This window comes from Mesorhizobium sp. M4B.F.Ca.ET.203.01.1.1 (assembly GCF_004791025.1).
In the GTDB taxonomy this organism is placed as follows: domain Bacteria; phylum Pseudomonadota; class Alphaproteobacteria; order Rhizobiales; family Rhizobiaceae; genus Mesorhizobium; species Mesorhizobium abyssinicae.
In genome coordinates this window covers 340,456-355,321 of the sequence record NZ_SRUO01000005.1, presented here as the reverse complement: position 1 = coordinate 355,321, position 14,866 = coordinate 340,456, and the positions used below count along the sequence as shown (strand labels likewise).

Annotated in this window: 13 protein-coding genes; 8 read left to right on the top strand and 5 right to left on the bottom strand. The window is 64.6% G+C overall.

Annotated elements, in window-relative coordinates; translation table 11 throughout:
- Positions 1 to 152: 152 nt before the first annotated feature.
- The 3 genes from EN846_RS14335 to EN846_RS14325 are packed head-to-tail and all read left to right on the top strand — an operon-like array spanning position 153 to position 3,195.
- A complete protein-coding gene (locus EN846_RS14335; RefSeq protein ID WP_127393107.1) occupies positions 153 to 1,031 on the top strand; it encodes an ABC transporter permease in 879 nt (292 codons plus the stop codon).
- Positions 1,028 to 2,182, top strand: coding sequence for an ABC transporter permease (locus EN846_RS14330; RefSeq protein ID WP_127393108.1), 1,155 nt, complete (start codon positions 1,028 to 1,030; stop codon positions 2,180 to 2,182). The genes EN846_RS14335 and EN846_RS14330 overlap by 4 nt, the downstream gene beginning before the upstream one ends.
- A 41-nt stretch (positions 2,183 to 2,223) precedes the next feature.
- Complete coding sequence (locus EN846_RS14325; protein WP_126053856.1) at positions 2,224 to 3,195, top strand: ABC transporter substrate-binding protein; 972 nt, start codon at positions 2,224 to 2,226, stop codon at positions 3,193 to 3,195.
- Between the two features lie 40 nt (positions 3,196 to 3,235).
- Here the strand turns inward: EN846_RS14325 and EN846_RS14320 are convergent, their stop codons facing one another.
- Positions 3,236 to 3,694 (bottom strand): Lrp/AsnC family transcriptional regulator, encoded by a 459-nt coding sequence (locus EN846_RS14320; protein ID WP_127394149.1) that lies wholly within the window; start codon positions 3,692 to 3,694, stop codon positions 3,236 to 3,238.
- A 122-nt stretch (positions 3,695 to 3,816) separates the two neighbouring features.
- Between EN846_RS14320 and EN846_RS14315 the strand changes: the two genes are divergently transcribed.
- Together EN846_RS14315 and EN846_RS14310 are read left to right on the top strand one after the other, a co-directional pair.
- On the top strand, positions 3,817 to 5,100 hold the full coding sequence (locus EN846_RS14315; protein ID WP_135858679.1) for a cystathionine gamma-synthase family protein: 1,284 nt from the start codon (positions 3,817 to 3,819) through the stop codon (positions 5,098 to 5,100).
- Positions 5,101 to 5,244: 144 nt separating this feature from the next.
- A complete protein-coding gene (locus tag EN846_RS14310; RefSeq protein WP_127391926.1) occupies positions 5,245 to 5,685 on the top strand; it encodes a CHRD domain-containing protein in 441 nt (146 codons plus the stop codon).
- 106 nt (positions 5,686 to 5,791) lie between these two features.
- Here the strand turns inward: EN846_RS14310 and EN846_RS14305 are convergent, their stop codons facing one another.
- The 3 genes from EN846_RS14305 to EN846_RS14295 all read right to left on the bottom strand — a co-directional run bounded on the left by EN846_RS14305 (position 5,792) and on the right by EN846_RS14295 (position 9,627).
- Positions 5,792 to 7,441 (bottom strand): thiamine pyrophosphate-binding protein, encoded by a 1,650-nt coding sequence (locus EN846_RS14305; RefSeq protein WP_127391925.1) that lies wholly within the window; start codon positions 7,439 to 7,441, stop codon positions 5,792 to 5,794.
- Positions 7,438 to 8,613, bottom strand: a complete 1,176-nt coding sequence (locus tag EN846_RS14300) for a CaiB/BaiF CoA-transferase family protein (protein ID WP_127391924.1) — start codon at positions 8,611 to 8,613, stop codon at positions 7,438 to 7,440. Before EN846_RS14300 ends, EN846_RS14305 begins: the two co-directional genes overlap by 4 nt.
- A gap of 81 nt (positions 8,614 to 8,694) precedes the next feature.
- Positions 8,695 to 9,627 carry an alpha/beta hydrolase gene (locus EN846_RS14295; RefSeq protein WP_127391923.1) on the bottom strand — a complete coding sequence of 311 codons (933 nt, stop codon included), beginning with the start codon at positions 9,625 to 9,627 and terminating at the stop codon, positions 8,695 to 8,697.
- A gap of 188 nt (positions 9,628 to 9,815) precedes the next feature.
- Here EN846_RS14295 and EN846_RS14290 point away from each other — a divergent pair, with 188 nt between their 5' ends.
- Positions 9,816 to 10,826 (top strand): ribonuclease, encoded by a 1,011-nt coding sequence (locus EN846_RS14290; RefSeq protein WP_127391922.1) that lies wholly within the window; start codon positions 9,816 to 9,818, stop codon positions 10,824 to 10,826.
- Between the two features lie 35 nt (positions 10,827 to 10,861).
- Here the strand turns inward: EN846_RS14290 and EN846_RS14285 are convergent, their stop codons facing one another.
- The gene (locus EN846_RS14285; protein WP_127391921.1) at positions 10,862 to 12,142 is read right to left on the bottom strand and encodes a GGDEF domain-containing protein; all 1,281 of its coding nucleotides are present in this window, start codon (positions 12,140 to 12,142) and stop codon (positions 10,862 to 10,864) included.
- 265 nt (positions 12,143 to 12,407) lie between these two features.
- Between EN846_RS14285 and ettA the strand changes: the two genes are divergently transcribed.
- Together ettA and tam are read left to right on the top strand one after the other, a co-directional pair.
- Positions 12,408 to 14,057 carry an energy-dependent translational throttle protein EttA gene (gene ettA, locus EN846_RS14280; RefSeq protein WP_127283276.1) on the top strand — a complete coding sequence of 550 codons (1,650 nt, stop codon included), beginning with the start codon at positions 12,408 to 12,410 and terminating at the stop codon, positions 14,055 to 14,057.
- Between the two features lie 35 nt (positions 14,058 to 14,092).
- A complete protein-coding gene (gene tam, locus EN846_RS14275; RefSeq protein ID WP_127391920.1) occupies positions 14,093 to 14,863 on the top strand; it encodes a trans-aconitate 2-methyltransferase in 771 nt (256 codons plus the stop codon).
- Positions 14,864 to 14,866 lie beyond the last annotated feature (3 nt).

Sequence of the window (14,866 nt, the reverse complement as noted above, 5' to 3'; positions counted from 1 at the left end):
CGTCAGGAGCGAGCGCCTGCCCGCGCCTTCGTCATCCCAGGGCGGAGCGCCCGCGATGCGGCGTGCGTGAAGGGAGCGGCCAACCACGCCTTCGGCCTTCGCTTCGCTCCGGCCACCCTCTCCCCGGCGGGGAGAGGAGAGGGGCAGCGCTGATGGACTCCTTCCGCTCGAAAATCATCCCCGTCACAACCATCCTCGCGGCCGTGGTGGTCGCCTGGTACGTTTTCGCCGTCGTCCTCAACGCGCCGTTCCAGCGCGATCTCGACCAACGCGCCAACGAAACCCCCGGCACCGCCGAATTCATCGGCAAGACGCTGTCGCAGCCGAAGCCGACGCTGCCGGCGCCGCACCAGGTTGCGGTGAATTTCTTCGAGAACACCTTCCTGCGGTCCGTCACCTCGAACCGCAGCCTGGTCTACAACGCCTGGGTGACGCTGTCGTCGACGCTGCTCGGCTTTGCCTTCGGCACCGCGCTCGGCATCGTCATTGCCGTCGGCATCGTGCATGTGGCGACGCTCGACCGTAGCCTGATGCCGTGGGTCATCGCCTCGCAGACCATCCCCATCCTGGCCGTTGCGCCGATGATCATCGTGGTGCTGGCGGCGGTCGGCATCACCGGGCTGATCCCGAAAGCGCTGATCTCGACCTACCTGTCTTTCTTCCCGGTGACTGTCGGCATGGTGAAGGGTCTGCGCTCGCCGGAACTCATGCATCTCGACCTGATGCATACCTACAATGCCAGCCGCGCGCAGACCTTCTGGAAGCTGAGGGTGCCGGCATCGGTGCCGTTCCTGTTCACCTCGATGAAGGTCGCGGTGGCGGCAAGCCTGGTCGGCGCCATCGTCGGCGAGCTGCCGACCGGCGCCGTCGCCGGCATCGGCGCCAAGCTGCTTTCCGGCGCCTATTACAGCCAGTCCATCGACATCTGGTCGGCGCTGGTCGCCGGTTCCATCGTGGCGGCGCTGCTGGTGATGGTGGTCGGCGTTGCCGGCCGCCTGGTCGACCGCGCCATGGGCGGGAGGCCGGCATGAGTTGGCTAAAACCATCCTGGCAAGGGCTGCTGGCGATCCTGCTATGCCTGATCGCCTTGGCACTCGGCGCGATGTCGAAGCCGGAAGCGGCGGCGCTGGCGCAACCTGAAGCGTCTTTCGACTATCCCTACCTTGCGACGAAGGGGCTGATGTTCGGCTTGCTGCTGCTGGCAGCTCTTGCCTCGATGGCCAGGCTGTCCACGATCGTCGAGGCCCTGGTGCTTTTCATCGGCGCGCATCTCGCCGCCTGGCTGCTGATCACGGGCATAAACGGCTATGAAGGCACGGCGCTGGCGCCATTCTTCCTGCTGCTCGCCGCGGCCTGGCTGCTGGGATGGCGCTGTGTGGCGGTGCTGTCTTCGCTGCGCCCGGTGGCGAACTGGGTGCGGACCGCCCTGCGGCTGATCATCCCGGCGATCTTCGGCGCCTGGATCCTGATCATCTGGGAAGCGGTGACCCGGGGAGCCGGCATTCCCTTCATCCTGTTGCCGCCGCCAAGCGCCATCGGCGCGCGCATCGCCGGTTCGCTGCCGGTACTCGGCGCCGATGTCCGACAGACCATCTTCAAGGCGGTGATCTTCGGCTATGTCGTCGGCAGCGGCGCCGGCTTCCTCGCGGCGATCGCGGCCGACCGCGTGCCGTTCCTCAGGCGCGGGCTCTTGCCGATCGGCAACATGGTCTCGGCGCTGCCGATCATCGGCGTGGCGCCGATCATGGTGATGTGGTTCGGCTTCGACTGGCAGTCAAAGGCGGCGGTCGTCATCATCATGACCTTCTTCCCGATGCTGGTGAACACGGTCGCCGGGCTTGCCGCTTCCGGCCATATGGAGCGCGACTTGATGCGCACCTATGCGTCGGGCTATTGGCCGACGCTCATCAAGCTCAGGTTGCCGGCCGCCGCTCCCTTCATCTTCAACGCGCTGAAGATCAACTCGACGCTGGCGCTGATCGGCGCCATCGTCGCGGAGTTCTTCGGCACGCCCGTCGTCGGCATGGGATTCCGCATTTCGACCGAGGTCGGGCGGATGAACATCGACATGGTCTGGGCCGAAATCGCAGTTGCAGCACTGGCGGGTTCGGTCTTTTATGGCGTGGTCGCTCTTGTCGAAAGAGCCGTCACGTTTTGGCATCCCTCTGTCCGTGGTGGATAGGGGCGGTGGGTTTAAGGGTGCTAACTTCAGAGGGTAAAAACATGAAAAGACTGATTATTCCTGTCCTGGCCGGCGCGATGTCGCTGGCCGCTTTCCAGGCGATGGCCGCCGACAAGGTGACGCTGCAGCTGAAGTGGGTCACGCAGGCCCAGTTCGCCGGCTACTATGTCGCCAAGGCCAAGGGCTTCTACGAAGCCGAGGGCCTCGACGTCGACATCAAGCCGGGCGGCCCCGATATCGCTCCCGAGCAGGTAATCGCCGGCGGCGGCGCCGACGTCATCGTCGACTGGATGGGCGGCGCGCTTGCCGCGCGCGAGAAGGGCGTGCCGCTGGTCAACATCGCCCAGCCCTTCAAGAAGGCCGGCATGGAGTTGGTCTGCCCGAAGGACGGCCCGATCAAGACCGAAGCCGACTTCAAGGGCCACACGCTCGGCGTCTGGTTCTTCGGCAACGAGTATCCGTTCTACGCCTGGATGAACAAGCTCGGCCTCAAGACCGAGGGCGGCCCGGACGGCGTCACCGTGCTGAAGCAGAGCTTCGACGTGCAGCCGCTGATCCAGAAGCAGGCGGACTGCATCTCGGTCATGACCTATAACGAGTACTGGCAGCTGATCGACGCCGGCTACAAGCCGGAACAGCTCACCGTGTTCAACTACTCGGCCATGGGCAACGATTTGCTCGAAGACGGGCTCTATGCGTTGGGAGACAAGCTCAAGGATCCGGCCTTCGAGGACAAGATGGTGCGTTTCGTGCGCGCTTCGATGAAGGGCTGGAAATATGCCGTGGACAACTCCGACGAGGCAGCCGGCATCGTCATGGACAATGGCGGCCAGGACGAGAATCACCAGAAGCGGATGATGGGCGAAGTCGCCAAGCTGATCGACAATGCCGATGGCAAGCTGATTCCGGAAGCCTATGAGCGCACCGCCAAGGCGCTGCTCGACCAGAAGATCATCACCAAGCAGCCGGAAGGCGCGTACACCACGGCGATCACCGACAAGGCGATCAAGTAGGCCGGCTGAACGCTGACATCCCGATCTCGAGAACGGCGCCTCAGAGGCGCCGTTCCTTTATGGTGTTCATGACGAAGCTGGTCTCGATCGAGGCGACGCATTTCAGTCGCGCGATCTTTTCCTTGATGAAGCGCTCGTACTGCTCGAGGCTTCCTGCCACCACCTTCAGCACATAGTCGCGCGAGCCGGTGACGAGGTGGCATTCCAGCACCTCATCCCAGCCGCGGATCGCTTCCTCGAACATGACGATCTCGTCCTCGTTCTGGCGGCTGAGCCGGATGGTGGCGATGGCGACCATGCCCCAGCCGAAGGCGGCCGGATCGACCAAGGCGGTATAGCCTCTGATGACGCCGGCTTCCTCCAAACGCCGCACGCGCCGCAGGCAGGGCGACGGCGACAACCCGATCCGCTCGGCAAGCTCGTTGTTGGTGATGCGGGCGTCGGCTTGCAGTTCACGCAGGATCTTGCGGTCGAAATCGTCGGCTATCTTCTGCTGCACTTTCGGGCTCTCCAGGCAATTCATTGCGGGAACGCAGCCACGCGAGCCCAAAAATAGCAAGGACTGCATGATGGGGATGGCATAAATTGCGGGGCAACACTCCTCGAAAGCAGGAAATAGCCATGACCGCGCCGCGCCCGTCGAAAACCCACATCGGCAACCACAAGCTCCATCCGGAGACGCTGATGCTGAGCTATGGCTTCGATCCGCAGCTTTCGGAGGGCGCCGTCAAGCCGCCGGTGTTCCTCACCTCGACCTTCGTGTTCAAATCGGCGGAAGAGGGACGCGACTTCTTCGACTACACCTCCGGTCGCAAGGAACCTTCGAGCGGCACGGCTTCGGGTCTGGTCTATTCGCGCTTCAACCATCCCAACAGCGAGATCGTCGAGGACCGGCTGGCGGTCTACGAGGGCACGGACGCCTGCATCCTGTTCTCGTCCGGCATGTCGGCGATCGCAACGACCCTTCTCGCCTATGCCCGCCCGGGTGACGTCATCCTGCATTCGCAGCCGCTCTATGGCGGCACCGAAACGCTCCTGACGCGCACGCTCGCCGGCTTCGGCATAGAGGCGGTCGGCTTCGCAGACGGCGTCGACGAGGTGGCGGTTCGCGCGGCCGCCGATACGGCAATGGCCAAGGGCCGGGTGTCGGTCATCCTGATCGAGACGCCGTCAAATCCGACCAACAGCCTTGTCGACATCGCGCTGATGCGCAGGATCGCCGACGAAATCGGCGCAGGGCAAGGGACGAAGCCGATCATCGTCTGCGACAACACGCTGCTGGGTCCGGTGTTCCAGCGGCCGATCGAACACGGCGCCGACGTTTCGGTCTATTCGCTGACCAAATATGTCGGCGGCCATTCCGACCTGATCGCCGGCGCCGCGATGGGCAGCAAGGCGGTCACCAAGCCGATCAAGGCGCTGCGCGGCGCGATCGGCACGCAGCTCGACCCGCATTCCTGCTGGATGCTCGGCCGCTCGCTGGAGACGCTGTCGATCCGCATGGAACGCGCGAACGACAATGCGCGCCTGGTCGCCGAATTCCTGCGCGACCATGCCAAGGTCGAGAAGGTGCATTATCTGCCGTTCCTGGGCGAGGACACGCCTTCGGGCCGCACCTATCGGGCGCAGTGCGGCGGCGCCGGCTCGACCTTCTCCTTCGACATTCGCGGGGGGCAGAAGGCGGCGTTCGCCTTTCTCAACGCCCTGCAGATCTTCAAGCTGGCGGTAAGCCTCGGCGGAACGGAATCGCTCGCCAGCCATCCGGCGGCCATGACCCATTCTGGTATTCCCTTCGAAGTGCGCCAGCGCATCGGCGTGCTCGAGACCACGGTGAGGCTGTCGATCGGCGTTGAGCATCCGGACGACCTGCTCGCCGACCTGACCCAGGCGTTGGCAGCCGTCTGATCACCGCCTTCGTGGACTCCAAAAAGGGGCGGGTAACCGCCCCTTTTCGGCGCGATGTCAAATCGGCGTTACCGGGCGGAAACATCGGCTCCTCAAGCCGTTGTGGCGGTGCATCCATTTTGGGATGTCACAACGGAGGTTTCCATGCGCATTCAACCCCTCGCGCCGATGCTCTCGGCGCTGGCCATTTCCGCGTCGGTCCTGCTTGCCTTTCCTGCCTTGGCCGAAACGGTGAAATACACGGCGACGCTCGATGGCAGCCAGCAGAGCCCGCCTGTCACCACCAAGGGCAAGGGAACCGCCACATTCACCTTCGACACCGCCAAGAAGAAGCTGAGCTGGAACGTCAAATATTCCGACCTCAGCGGACCGGCGATTGCGGCCCACATCCACGGCCCGGCTGCGATGGGCGCGAATGCGGGACCCGTCATCCCGTTCAAGAAGCTCAAGAGCCCGATCAAGGGATCGGCGACGCTGACCGATGCGCAGGCGGCCGATCTGGAGGCCGGCAAATACTATGTCAACGTCCACACCGCCGCCAACAAGGACGGCGAGATCCGCGGCCAGATCGAGAAGGCGATGTAAGGCGCAAAGGGGCGGTTCATCGCCCCTTTTGTCGTCAGCCGACAGAAAGGGCGGTTTGCCGCCCTTTCGCAGTTGAGCGCAGAAAGGCAGGAGGCTGCCTTTCGGCTTAGCTCTTGTCGCGGATCTGCGTCAGCGTGCGGGTCGGCGTGATTGCCTCGGGATCGAGCCTGATCTCGACGATCGCCGGCTTGCCGCTGGCGCGCGCGCGCTCGAAGGCCGGCGCGAAGTCGGCGGTCTTCTCGACCGTCTCGCCATGGCCGCCATAGGAACGGGCAAGGGCGGCGAAGTCCGGGTTTTTCAGACTGGTGGCGACGACGCGGCTCGGATATTCGCGCTCCTGATGCATGCGGATCGTGCCGTAAATGCCGTTGTTGACGACGATGACGATGATCGGCAGATCGTACTGGACTGCGGTGGCGAACTCCTGCCCGTTCATCAGGAAGCAGCCGTCGCCGGCGAAGGCGATGACTTCGCGCTCCGGGTTCAGCGCCTTAGCGGCGACCGCCGCCGGCGTGCCGTAGCCCATCGAACCGGAGGTCGGTGCCGCCTGCGTGCCGTAGCGGCGGGAGCGGTAGAAGCGATGCACCCAGGTGGCGTAGTTGCCGGCGCCGTTGGTGAGGATGGCGTCTTCCGGCAGGACCTTTCCGAGATGCTCGATGATCGGCCCCATCTGAACTGAGCCCGGGCCGGTCTGCGGCGGCGTCGACCATTCGAGATAGGCGGCATGCGCCTTTTCCGTCTCGGCCGCCCAGGAGGGCTTGGCCGAAGGCTTGCGCTTGGCGAAAGCCTCGACGAAGGCGGCGGGCGAAGCGTTGATGGCTATAGTCGGCCGGTAGACGCGGCCGAGCTCGCCGGCATCGGCATGGACATGCACCAGTGCCTGGTCGGGGTAGGGGCTTTTCAGCAACGTGTAGTCGGAAGACGGCATCTCACCCAGGCGGCCGCCAAGCATGAGCACGACATCGGCTGCCTTGACCTGCGCCGCCAGCTTCGGATTGATGCCGATCCCGACATCGCCGGCGTAGTTCGGATGCAAATGATCGAACAGCATCTGGCGGCGGAAGGAGCATCCTACGGGCAATGACCATGCCTCGGCGATGGCGTGCATCCGCGCCACCGCTTGCTCGTCCCAGCGCGTGCCTCCGAGGATGACGAACGGGCGCTTGGCGCCGGCGAGAAGCTTTTCCAGCGCGTCGAGCTCAGCCTCGCCGGGGCGTGTCTCGACCGGCGTGTGCGGCAGTGCTTCAGGCGCCTCGACGACGCTGGTCAGCATGTCCTCGGGCAGCGAGATGACGACCGGGCCGGGGCGGCCGGAGGTCGCGACGGCAAAGGCGCGGGTGACGAATTCGGGGATGCGCGAGGCATCGTCGATCTCGACCACCCATTTGGCGATGTCGCCGAAGAAGCGCTTGTAATCGACCTCCTGGAAGGCCTCGCGCTCCTTGGCGTGGCTGGCGACCTGGCCGATGAACAGGATCACCGGGACCGAATCCTGCATCGCGATGTGGATGCCGGCCGAGGCGTTGGTGGCGCCGGGGCCGCGGGTGACGAAGCAGATGCCGGGCTTGCCGGTCAGCCGGCCCTGGCAGTCGGCCATCATCGCGGCGCCGCCTTCCTGGCGGCAGACGATGGTGCGGATCGGCGAGTCATGCAGCGCGTCGAGCACCGCGAGATAGGATTCGCCGGGCACGCAGAAGATGCGGTCGGTGCCGTTGGCTTCAAGCGCCTCGACGATCAGTTGTCCGCCGGTTTTCATTTCGCTGATCTCTCCAGTTCGGCCAGGATTTCCTCGGTGTGTTCGCCAAGACGCGGCGAGGGGCGCTCATAGACCAGCGGCGTGCCGGACATCACCATCGGCGCGCGCACCGAGGGCAGGCGATTGCCGTGGCCGTCGTCGAGATCGAGCCGCATGCCGCGCGCAATCGTCTGCGGATCGTCGAACATCTGGCCGATCGTGTTGATCGGGCTCGCCGGCACGCTTGCCGCTTCGAGCTTCGTCAGCAGCGGATCGCGATCAAGGGCCTTGAGCGCCTCGATGATGCGCTCGCGCAGTCTCGCCCGGTTGGCGACGCGGGCGGGATTGGTAGCGAAATCCGGGTTCGACGGCAGATCGTCGAGGCCGACCGCCGCGCAGAATTTTTGGAACTGGCCGTCGTTGCCGACGGCCAGGATGATGTGGCCGTCCTTCACCGGCAGCACCTCGTAGGGCGCGATGTTCATATGCGCGTTGCCCATCTGCACCGGCGACTTGCCGGAGACCAGATAGTTGAGGTTCTGGTTGCCGAGCGCCGAGATCTGGCTGTCGAACAGCGCCATGTCGATGTGCTGGCCCTCGCCGGTCTTCTCGCCATGGCGAAGTGCGGCCTGGATGGCGATCACCGAATAGAGGCCGGTGAACAGGTCGGAAATGGCGACGCCGGCCTTCTGCGGCTCGCGGCCGGCCTCGCCGGTGATCGACATCATGCCGGCCATGGCCTGGATGATAAAGTCATAGCCCGCGCGTGGCGCATACGGTCCGTCCTGGCCGAAACCGGTGATCGAGCAATAAACGAGGCGCGGGTTGATCGTCTTCAGGCTCTCGTAGTCGAGCCCGTATTTCTTCAGCCCGCCGAGCTTGAAGTTCTCGATCAGCACGTCGGCATTGGCGACCAATCGGCGCAGCGTATCGGCGCCCTCGGGCTTGGAGAAGTCGATGGCGATGGAGCGTTTGCCGCGATTGCAGGAGTGATAATAGGCGGCCGACAGGTTCTCGCCGTCATGGCTCATGACGAAGGGAGGGCCCCATTTGCGGGTGTCATCGCCGCCGTCCGGGCTCTCGACCTTGATGACATCGGCGCCGAGATCGGCGAGCAACTGCCCCGCCCAGGGCCCGGCGAGGATGCGGGCGAGTTCGATAACGCGTATGCCTTTCAGCGGAGGCTCGGCCATGGATCACCGTGTTGGGTCGAAAGCGCAGCCTCTATCAATCCCCGCCGCTGCTGTCACGGCCCTTGCGATGGGCCAACCGCCTCACGCTTTGAGAACTTTGTCCGCCCATGCGGCAAAATCGGCCATCACGATGTCCCGGTTCACCTCGTTCAGGCTTTCGTGGCGGGTCTCCGGGTAAACCTTTGAAACCAGATTCGAAAAGCCCATCCCCCGCATGCGCCCGGCGAGGTGGTTGACCGCCTTGCCGTAATCCGAGGCGGGGTCTTTCTCGCCGCCGAGCAGGTTGATGGGGAGGGTGCGGCGCACGCCGGAAAAATTGCCGTCGCTGCCGCCGTAGATCGCCATCTGGACGACGTCCCGCCACATCGACACCGAGGCATCCCAGCCGCAGAGCGGATCGGCGACGTATTTCGCGACCTCGGCCTCGTCGCGCGACAGCCAGTCGAACAGCGTCTTGTGGTTGGGCACGGCCTTGCCCCAGGCCTGGAAGGTCAGCCTCGGCAGCAGCCTTGACGGCACGTCGGAGCCCAGCCGCATCCTTTCCCAGCCGAGGATGGCGAGCGCCAGCTGCCCAAGCAGGCCCTGCGAGAAATTGCCGTTCCAGATCGCGGTGGCATGGACGCGCGCCGAATGACGCAGAAGGAAGTTCAATGCCACCGACGCGCCCATCGAATGGCCGAAGAGGATGACCGGCAGGCCCGGCTGCTCGCCGGCGATCAGGTCATGAATGGCGGTGACATCGGCGATGACCTTGGCGCCGCCATCCGAATCGGCGAACTTGCCGAGCGGTGCGTCGGGCGCTCTGGTCGCGCCATGGCCACGGTGGTCATGCACGTAGACATGAAAGCCGCGCTCGGCGAGGAAATCGGCGAAGCGGGCATAGCGCGCCGCGTGCTCGGCCAGTCCGTGGTTGATCTGGACGACGGCGCGCGGGTGGCCGCTCGCCTGCTTCACATAGAGGTTGAGGTCGGCGCCGGTCGGCGACTTGACCATGCGCTGCTGGCTGAATGGCATTTCGCTTCGTCCCCCCGACGCCCTTCTCGTGCTCACGAGAGTTTTGTTTGCGCTGGCGCCGGTTTTAGGTCAATGCGGCCCGGCTGATTTTGCGCTGTGGGCTTCTTCTCCTGCGGCGCGGGCCATCGCAATTCTGACACGGAGACAGCGGCAGTGTGTGCCGCGACATTTTGAGCCGAGGTGCGGGGATGCGGACAGGTTTTGCTTTTTTGTTGGCTGCCGCCGTCACGGCGCTCGCCGGAGCAGCGCGGGCCGATGTGAAGATGAGCGGCAGCTTCGTGGCCGATGCCGCCTGTCCGGCGACGCAGGCGATCAAGAGCGGCAAGAACCCCGGGAACGTATCGACCGCGGCCGGGCAAAGCTACCAGCTGCTAGCGGGCAACAAGGACGAGCCGACGCATTACCTCATCCTCGTGCCGGGCGCCGATCCGGATCGCCGCTGGGTGAAGATCGGCTGCGGCCATGTCACCGGCGCCAGTGCTGCGGCGACGCCGGCGCCCGTCGAGCAGAACAAGCCGGCGCAGCCTGGCTCCGGCAAGCCGGAATATGTCTTCGCGCTGAGCTGGCAACCGGCCTTCTGCGAGACCAAGTCCAGCAAGCCCGAATGCCAGGCGCAGTCGAAGGCCGGCTTCGACGCCACGCATTTCGCCTTGCATGGGCTGTGGCCGCAGCCGAACGGCAACTTCTATTGCCAGGTGTCGGCAAGCGACAAGGCCAACGACAATCCCGCCCATTGGCAGGACCTGCCGAAGGTCGACCTCGATGCGAGTACCCGCGCCGAGCTCGATCAGGTGATGCCGGGCACCGCCTCCAAGCTGGAGCGCCATGAATGGATCAAGCACGGCACCTGCTACGGCAAGAGCCAGCAAGAGTATTTCTCGGATGCGTTGAACCTGATGCGGGCGGTGAACGCGTCGCCGGTGCGCGATCTCTTCACCAAGCATATCGGCAAGCAGCTGACGTCGGATCAGATCCGCAATGCTTTCGACAGCGCCTTCGGCGCCGGCGCCGGCAACCGGGTCCGTGTCTCCTGCCTGGTCGACCCCTCGAGCGGCAGGCGCATGATCGGCGAGCTGACGCTCGGGCTGTCGGGCACTATCGGCCCCGACAGCACGCTGGGCAGCCTGATGCTGGCTTCCGCGCCGACCTCCAAGGCGGGCTGCCCGAAGGGCACGGTCGACCCGACCGGTTTCCAGTAAGCCGGGCGGGGGCGCTTCGCTCCGCCACCGGCGCCTTACGCCGATCTCGTCCAGATGCCGGGATTTTCGGCCTCGTCGTCGCCCAGTTCGCCGATGACGCGGTCGCGCCCCGCCGATTTGGCCTTGTAGAGACGTTCGTCGGCCAGCGCGAAGATATCGGCCAGCGAGTTGCTGGCCTCGCCAAGGGTGCAAACGCCGACGCTGACGGTCAGCTCGAACCTGCTGGTGCTGGCGGATGCCTTGACCGCATGCCTGATGCTTTCGCCGAGCAGCCTTGCGACGGCGTGCGGCTGCTCGGTCAGGATGGCGAATTCCTCGCCGCCTATCCGGAATACCTTTTGCTCGGCGCCGGCGACGTCGGTCAGCACGGTGGCGATCGACTTCAGCACCTTGTCGCCCTCGGCATGGCCGAAGCGATCGTTGATCGATTTGAAATGGTCGACGTCGACGATCAGCAAGCTGAGCGGCCTTAAGGTGCTCCGGCTGCGGGCGACCGCGGTCTGGCCGTCGGTCTCGAAGCTGCCGCGATGCAGCAGGCCGGTCAGGCCGTCGCGTCCCACATGCTTGACCAGCGCTTCGTAACGCTCGCGATAGGTCAGCGTGTCGAAAATGTCCGAGAGGCCGCGCGGCAGCGCAATGTCGTGGTCCTCGACCCATCTGAGATAGGCGACGAGCATGCCGCTATAGGCCAGCGCCGCCGCCATCTTGGCGAACCAGCCGCCGAAGAAGACCTCGATCGGCGCGCCGGCGACGAAATGGAGTGCGGTAAAGAAGCCGGCCTGATCGAAGGTCAGGACGCAGGCGACAGACACCAGGATGCGGGCGAAGGGTCGAGCGCGAAGATAGCGGCCGAGCTTTTCGTAGAGCAGGATGATCAGAATGGCGTCGATGAACAGCAGCGACGTCCCCCACACCATTAGCCAGCCCATCTGGTCGATGAAACCGATGTCGGGAAGCTTGCCGTCGGGAAGCGGTGAGATCGAATGCAAGCGCAGGATCAGCACCAGGCCGATCATCAGGGCATTGCCGAGCAGCAGGCCATAGATCGGCTGGCGCACCGTCGCCGCGTCTTCCTTGACGTAAAGCAGGAGCAGCATCACCAGCTTGCCCGAGAACAGCACCGCCGAGCCCGGCGAGACCATGCCGAAGGGCAGGGCGACATAGAAGACGCTGGCCAGATAGGTTTCCAGGAAATGCATGACGCCGAGCGCGCAGACGAAGACGCCGAGCCCGATGCGCGCCCTGAAGCGGAACAGCGTGACCATGACGCCGAAATAGAGAACCGCTTCGGCAAGGAGCAGGAAACCGTTCAACACGCCGTCGATCCGTCCTTTTCGCTGAAATCGCCAGCAACCGGCGATTGTCATCCACCTCCGTTTTGCCGGGAAATGATTAATCGGTGCTTGCGCATCGACGCTTGGCGCGCCGAAAAAGGGCGATGGCAACCGAATGCTTGCAGGCAGACGAGCGTTTCCTGATCGGGCCGCGGCGCCGAAAGCGATTGCCGATCGGCACGGCATCGCCTACATAGCGCGCAATCCCATTCATTCCGACATCCAGCAACTCTCAGGGAAAGCGCGCGTGGCTCGCCAGTTCATCTATCACATGTCCGGCCTGTCGAAGGCCTATGGCACCAAGAAGGTGCTCGATAACGTTCATCTGTCCTTCTACCCGGACGCCAAGATCGGCATTCTCGGGCCCAACGGCTCGGGCAAGTCGACCATCCTGCGCATCATGGCCGGGCTCGACAAGGAGTTCCAGGGCGAAGCGTGGCTGGCCGAAGGCGCGACCGTCGGCTACCTCGCGCAGGAGCCGCACCTCGACAACAGCAAGACCGTGCGTGAAAACGTCATGGACGGCGTCGCCAGGAAGACCGCCATCATCGAGCGCTACAACGAGCTGATGATGAACTATTCCGACGAGACGGCGGACGAGTCCGCCAAGCTCCAGGACGAGATGGACAGGCTGAACCTGTGGGACCTCGAGCAGCAGGTCGAGATGGCGATGGACGCGCTGCAGTGCCCGCCGGCCGATTCCGAGGTGACCAACCTGTCGGGCGGCGAGCGCCGCCGCGTGGCGCTGTGCCGGCTGCTGCTGGAGCAGCCCGACCTGCTGCTGCTCGACGAGCCGACCAACCACCTCGACGCCGAGACCACGCAATGGCTGGAAAAGCATCTGCGCGACTATCCGGGCTCGGTGCTGATCATCACCCACGACCGCTACTTCCTCGACAACGTCACCGGCTGGATCCTGGAGCTCGATCGCGGCCGCGGCATTCCCTACGAGGGCAACTACACCAAATATCTCGACGCCAAGGCCAAGCGCCTGATCCAGGAAGGCCGCGAAGACGACGCGCGTCAGAAGTCGATCTGGCGCGAGCGCGAGTGGATCCAGTCCTCGCCCAAGGCGCGCCAGACCAAGTCGAAGGCGCGTATCAAGGCCTATGAGGAACTGGTCGAGCAGTCGCAGAACCGCAAGCCGACCGACACCCAGATCGTCATTCCGTCGAGCGAGCGGCTCGGCAATGTCGTCATCGAGGTCGAAGGCCTGAACAAGGGCTTTGGCGACGAGCTGCTGATCGAGGACCTGTCGTTCAGGCTGCCGCCGGGCGGCATCGTCGGCGTCATCGGCCCGAACGGCGCCGGCAAGACAACGCTGTTCAAGACCTTCACCGGCCAGGAAAAACCGGATGCGGGTACGGTCCGCATCGGCGAGACGGTCAAGCTCGGCTATGTCGACCAGAGCCGCGATGCGCTCGATGGGAACAAGACGGTGTGGGAAGAAATCTCCGGCGGCGCCGAGGTGATCAAGCTCGGCAAGCACGAGGTCAACAGCCGCGCCTACTGCTCGTCCTTCAACTTCCGCGGCGGCGACCAGCAGCAGAAGGTTGGCAACCTTTCGGGCGGCCAGCGCAACCGCGTGCATCTGGCCAAGATGCTGAAGGGCGGTGGCAACGTGCTTCTGCTCGACGAACCGACCAACGACCTCGACACCGAAACGCTGGCCGCGCTGGAAGACGCGCTGGAAGCCTATGCCGGCTGCGCCGTCATCATCAGCCACGACCGCATGTTCCTCGACCGCATGGCGACGCACATGCTCGCCTTCGAGGGCGATGCGCATGTCGAATGGTTCGAGGGCAACTTCGAGGAATATGAGAAGGACAAGCTGCGTCGCCTCGGCGCCGAAGCGGCAACCCCGCACCGCATGACGCACAAGCGGCTGACGCGGTAATATTGGCCGAGGGCGGCGAACGAAGCGGTTCCGAAATGGCCGACTGGTCCGCCGCCCAATATCTGAAATTCGAGGACGAGCGCACGCGGCCCGCGCGTGATCTCGTCGCGCAGGTGCCGGTGGACTTCCCGCGCCGCGTCGTCGACATCGGCTGCGGGCCGGGCAACTCGACCGAGCTTCTGGTCCAGCGCTGGCCGGATGCCGAGGTCAGCGGCTTCGACACTTCGCCCGACATGATCGAGAAGGCGAGGGCGCGGCTGCCGAACGTGACCTTCGGGCTCGCCGACGCTTCCGCCTGGCAGCCGGAGAAGCCGGTCGACGTCATCTTCGCCAATGCGGTGTTCCAATGGCTGCCGGAACATCCTGCCGTGTTCCAGCGGCTGATGGGGTTCTTGAGCCCGCACGGCACGCTGGCCGTGCAGATGCCCGACAATCTCGGCGAGCCGTCGCACCGGGCCATGCGCGAGACGGCGGCCGAGATGCCGTTCGCCGAAAAGCTGAAAGGTGCCGCGCGCGAGCCGCTGCCGCCGGTGTCGTTCTACTACGACCTGTTGTCGCCGCACTCCGACCGGCTCGACATCTGGCACACAATCTACAACCACCCGCTCGCCGATGCCGAGGCGATCGTCGAATGGGTGAAGTCGACGGGGCTGAAGCCGTTTCTCGATCCGCTCGACGCGGAGGAGCGCAAGCTGTTCCTCAAGAGCTACACGGCAAGGATCGCGAAGGCTTATCCGAAGACGGCGAACGGCAAGGTGCTGCTGCGCTTTCCCCGCATCTTCATCGTCGCGCGCCGTCCGATCTAAGTT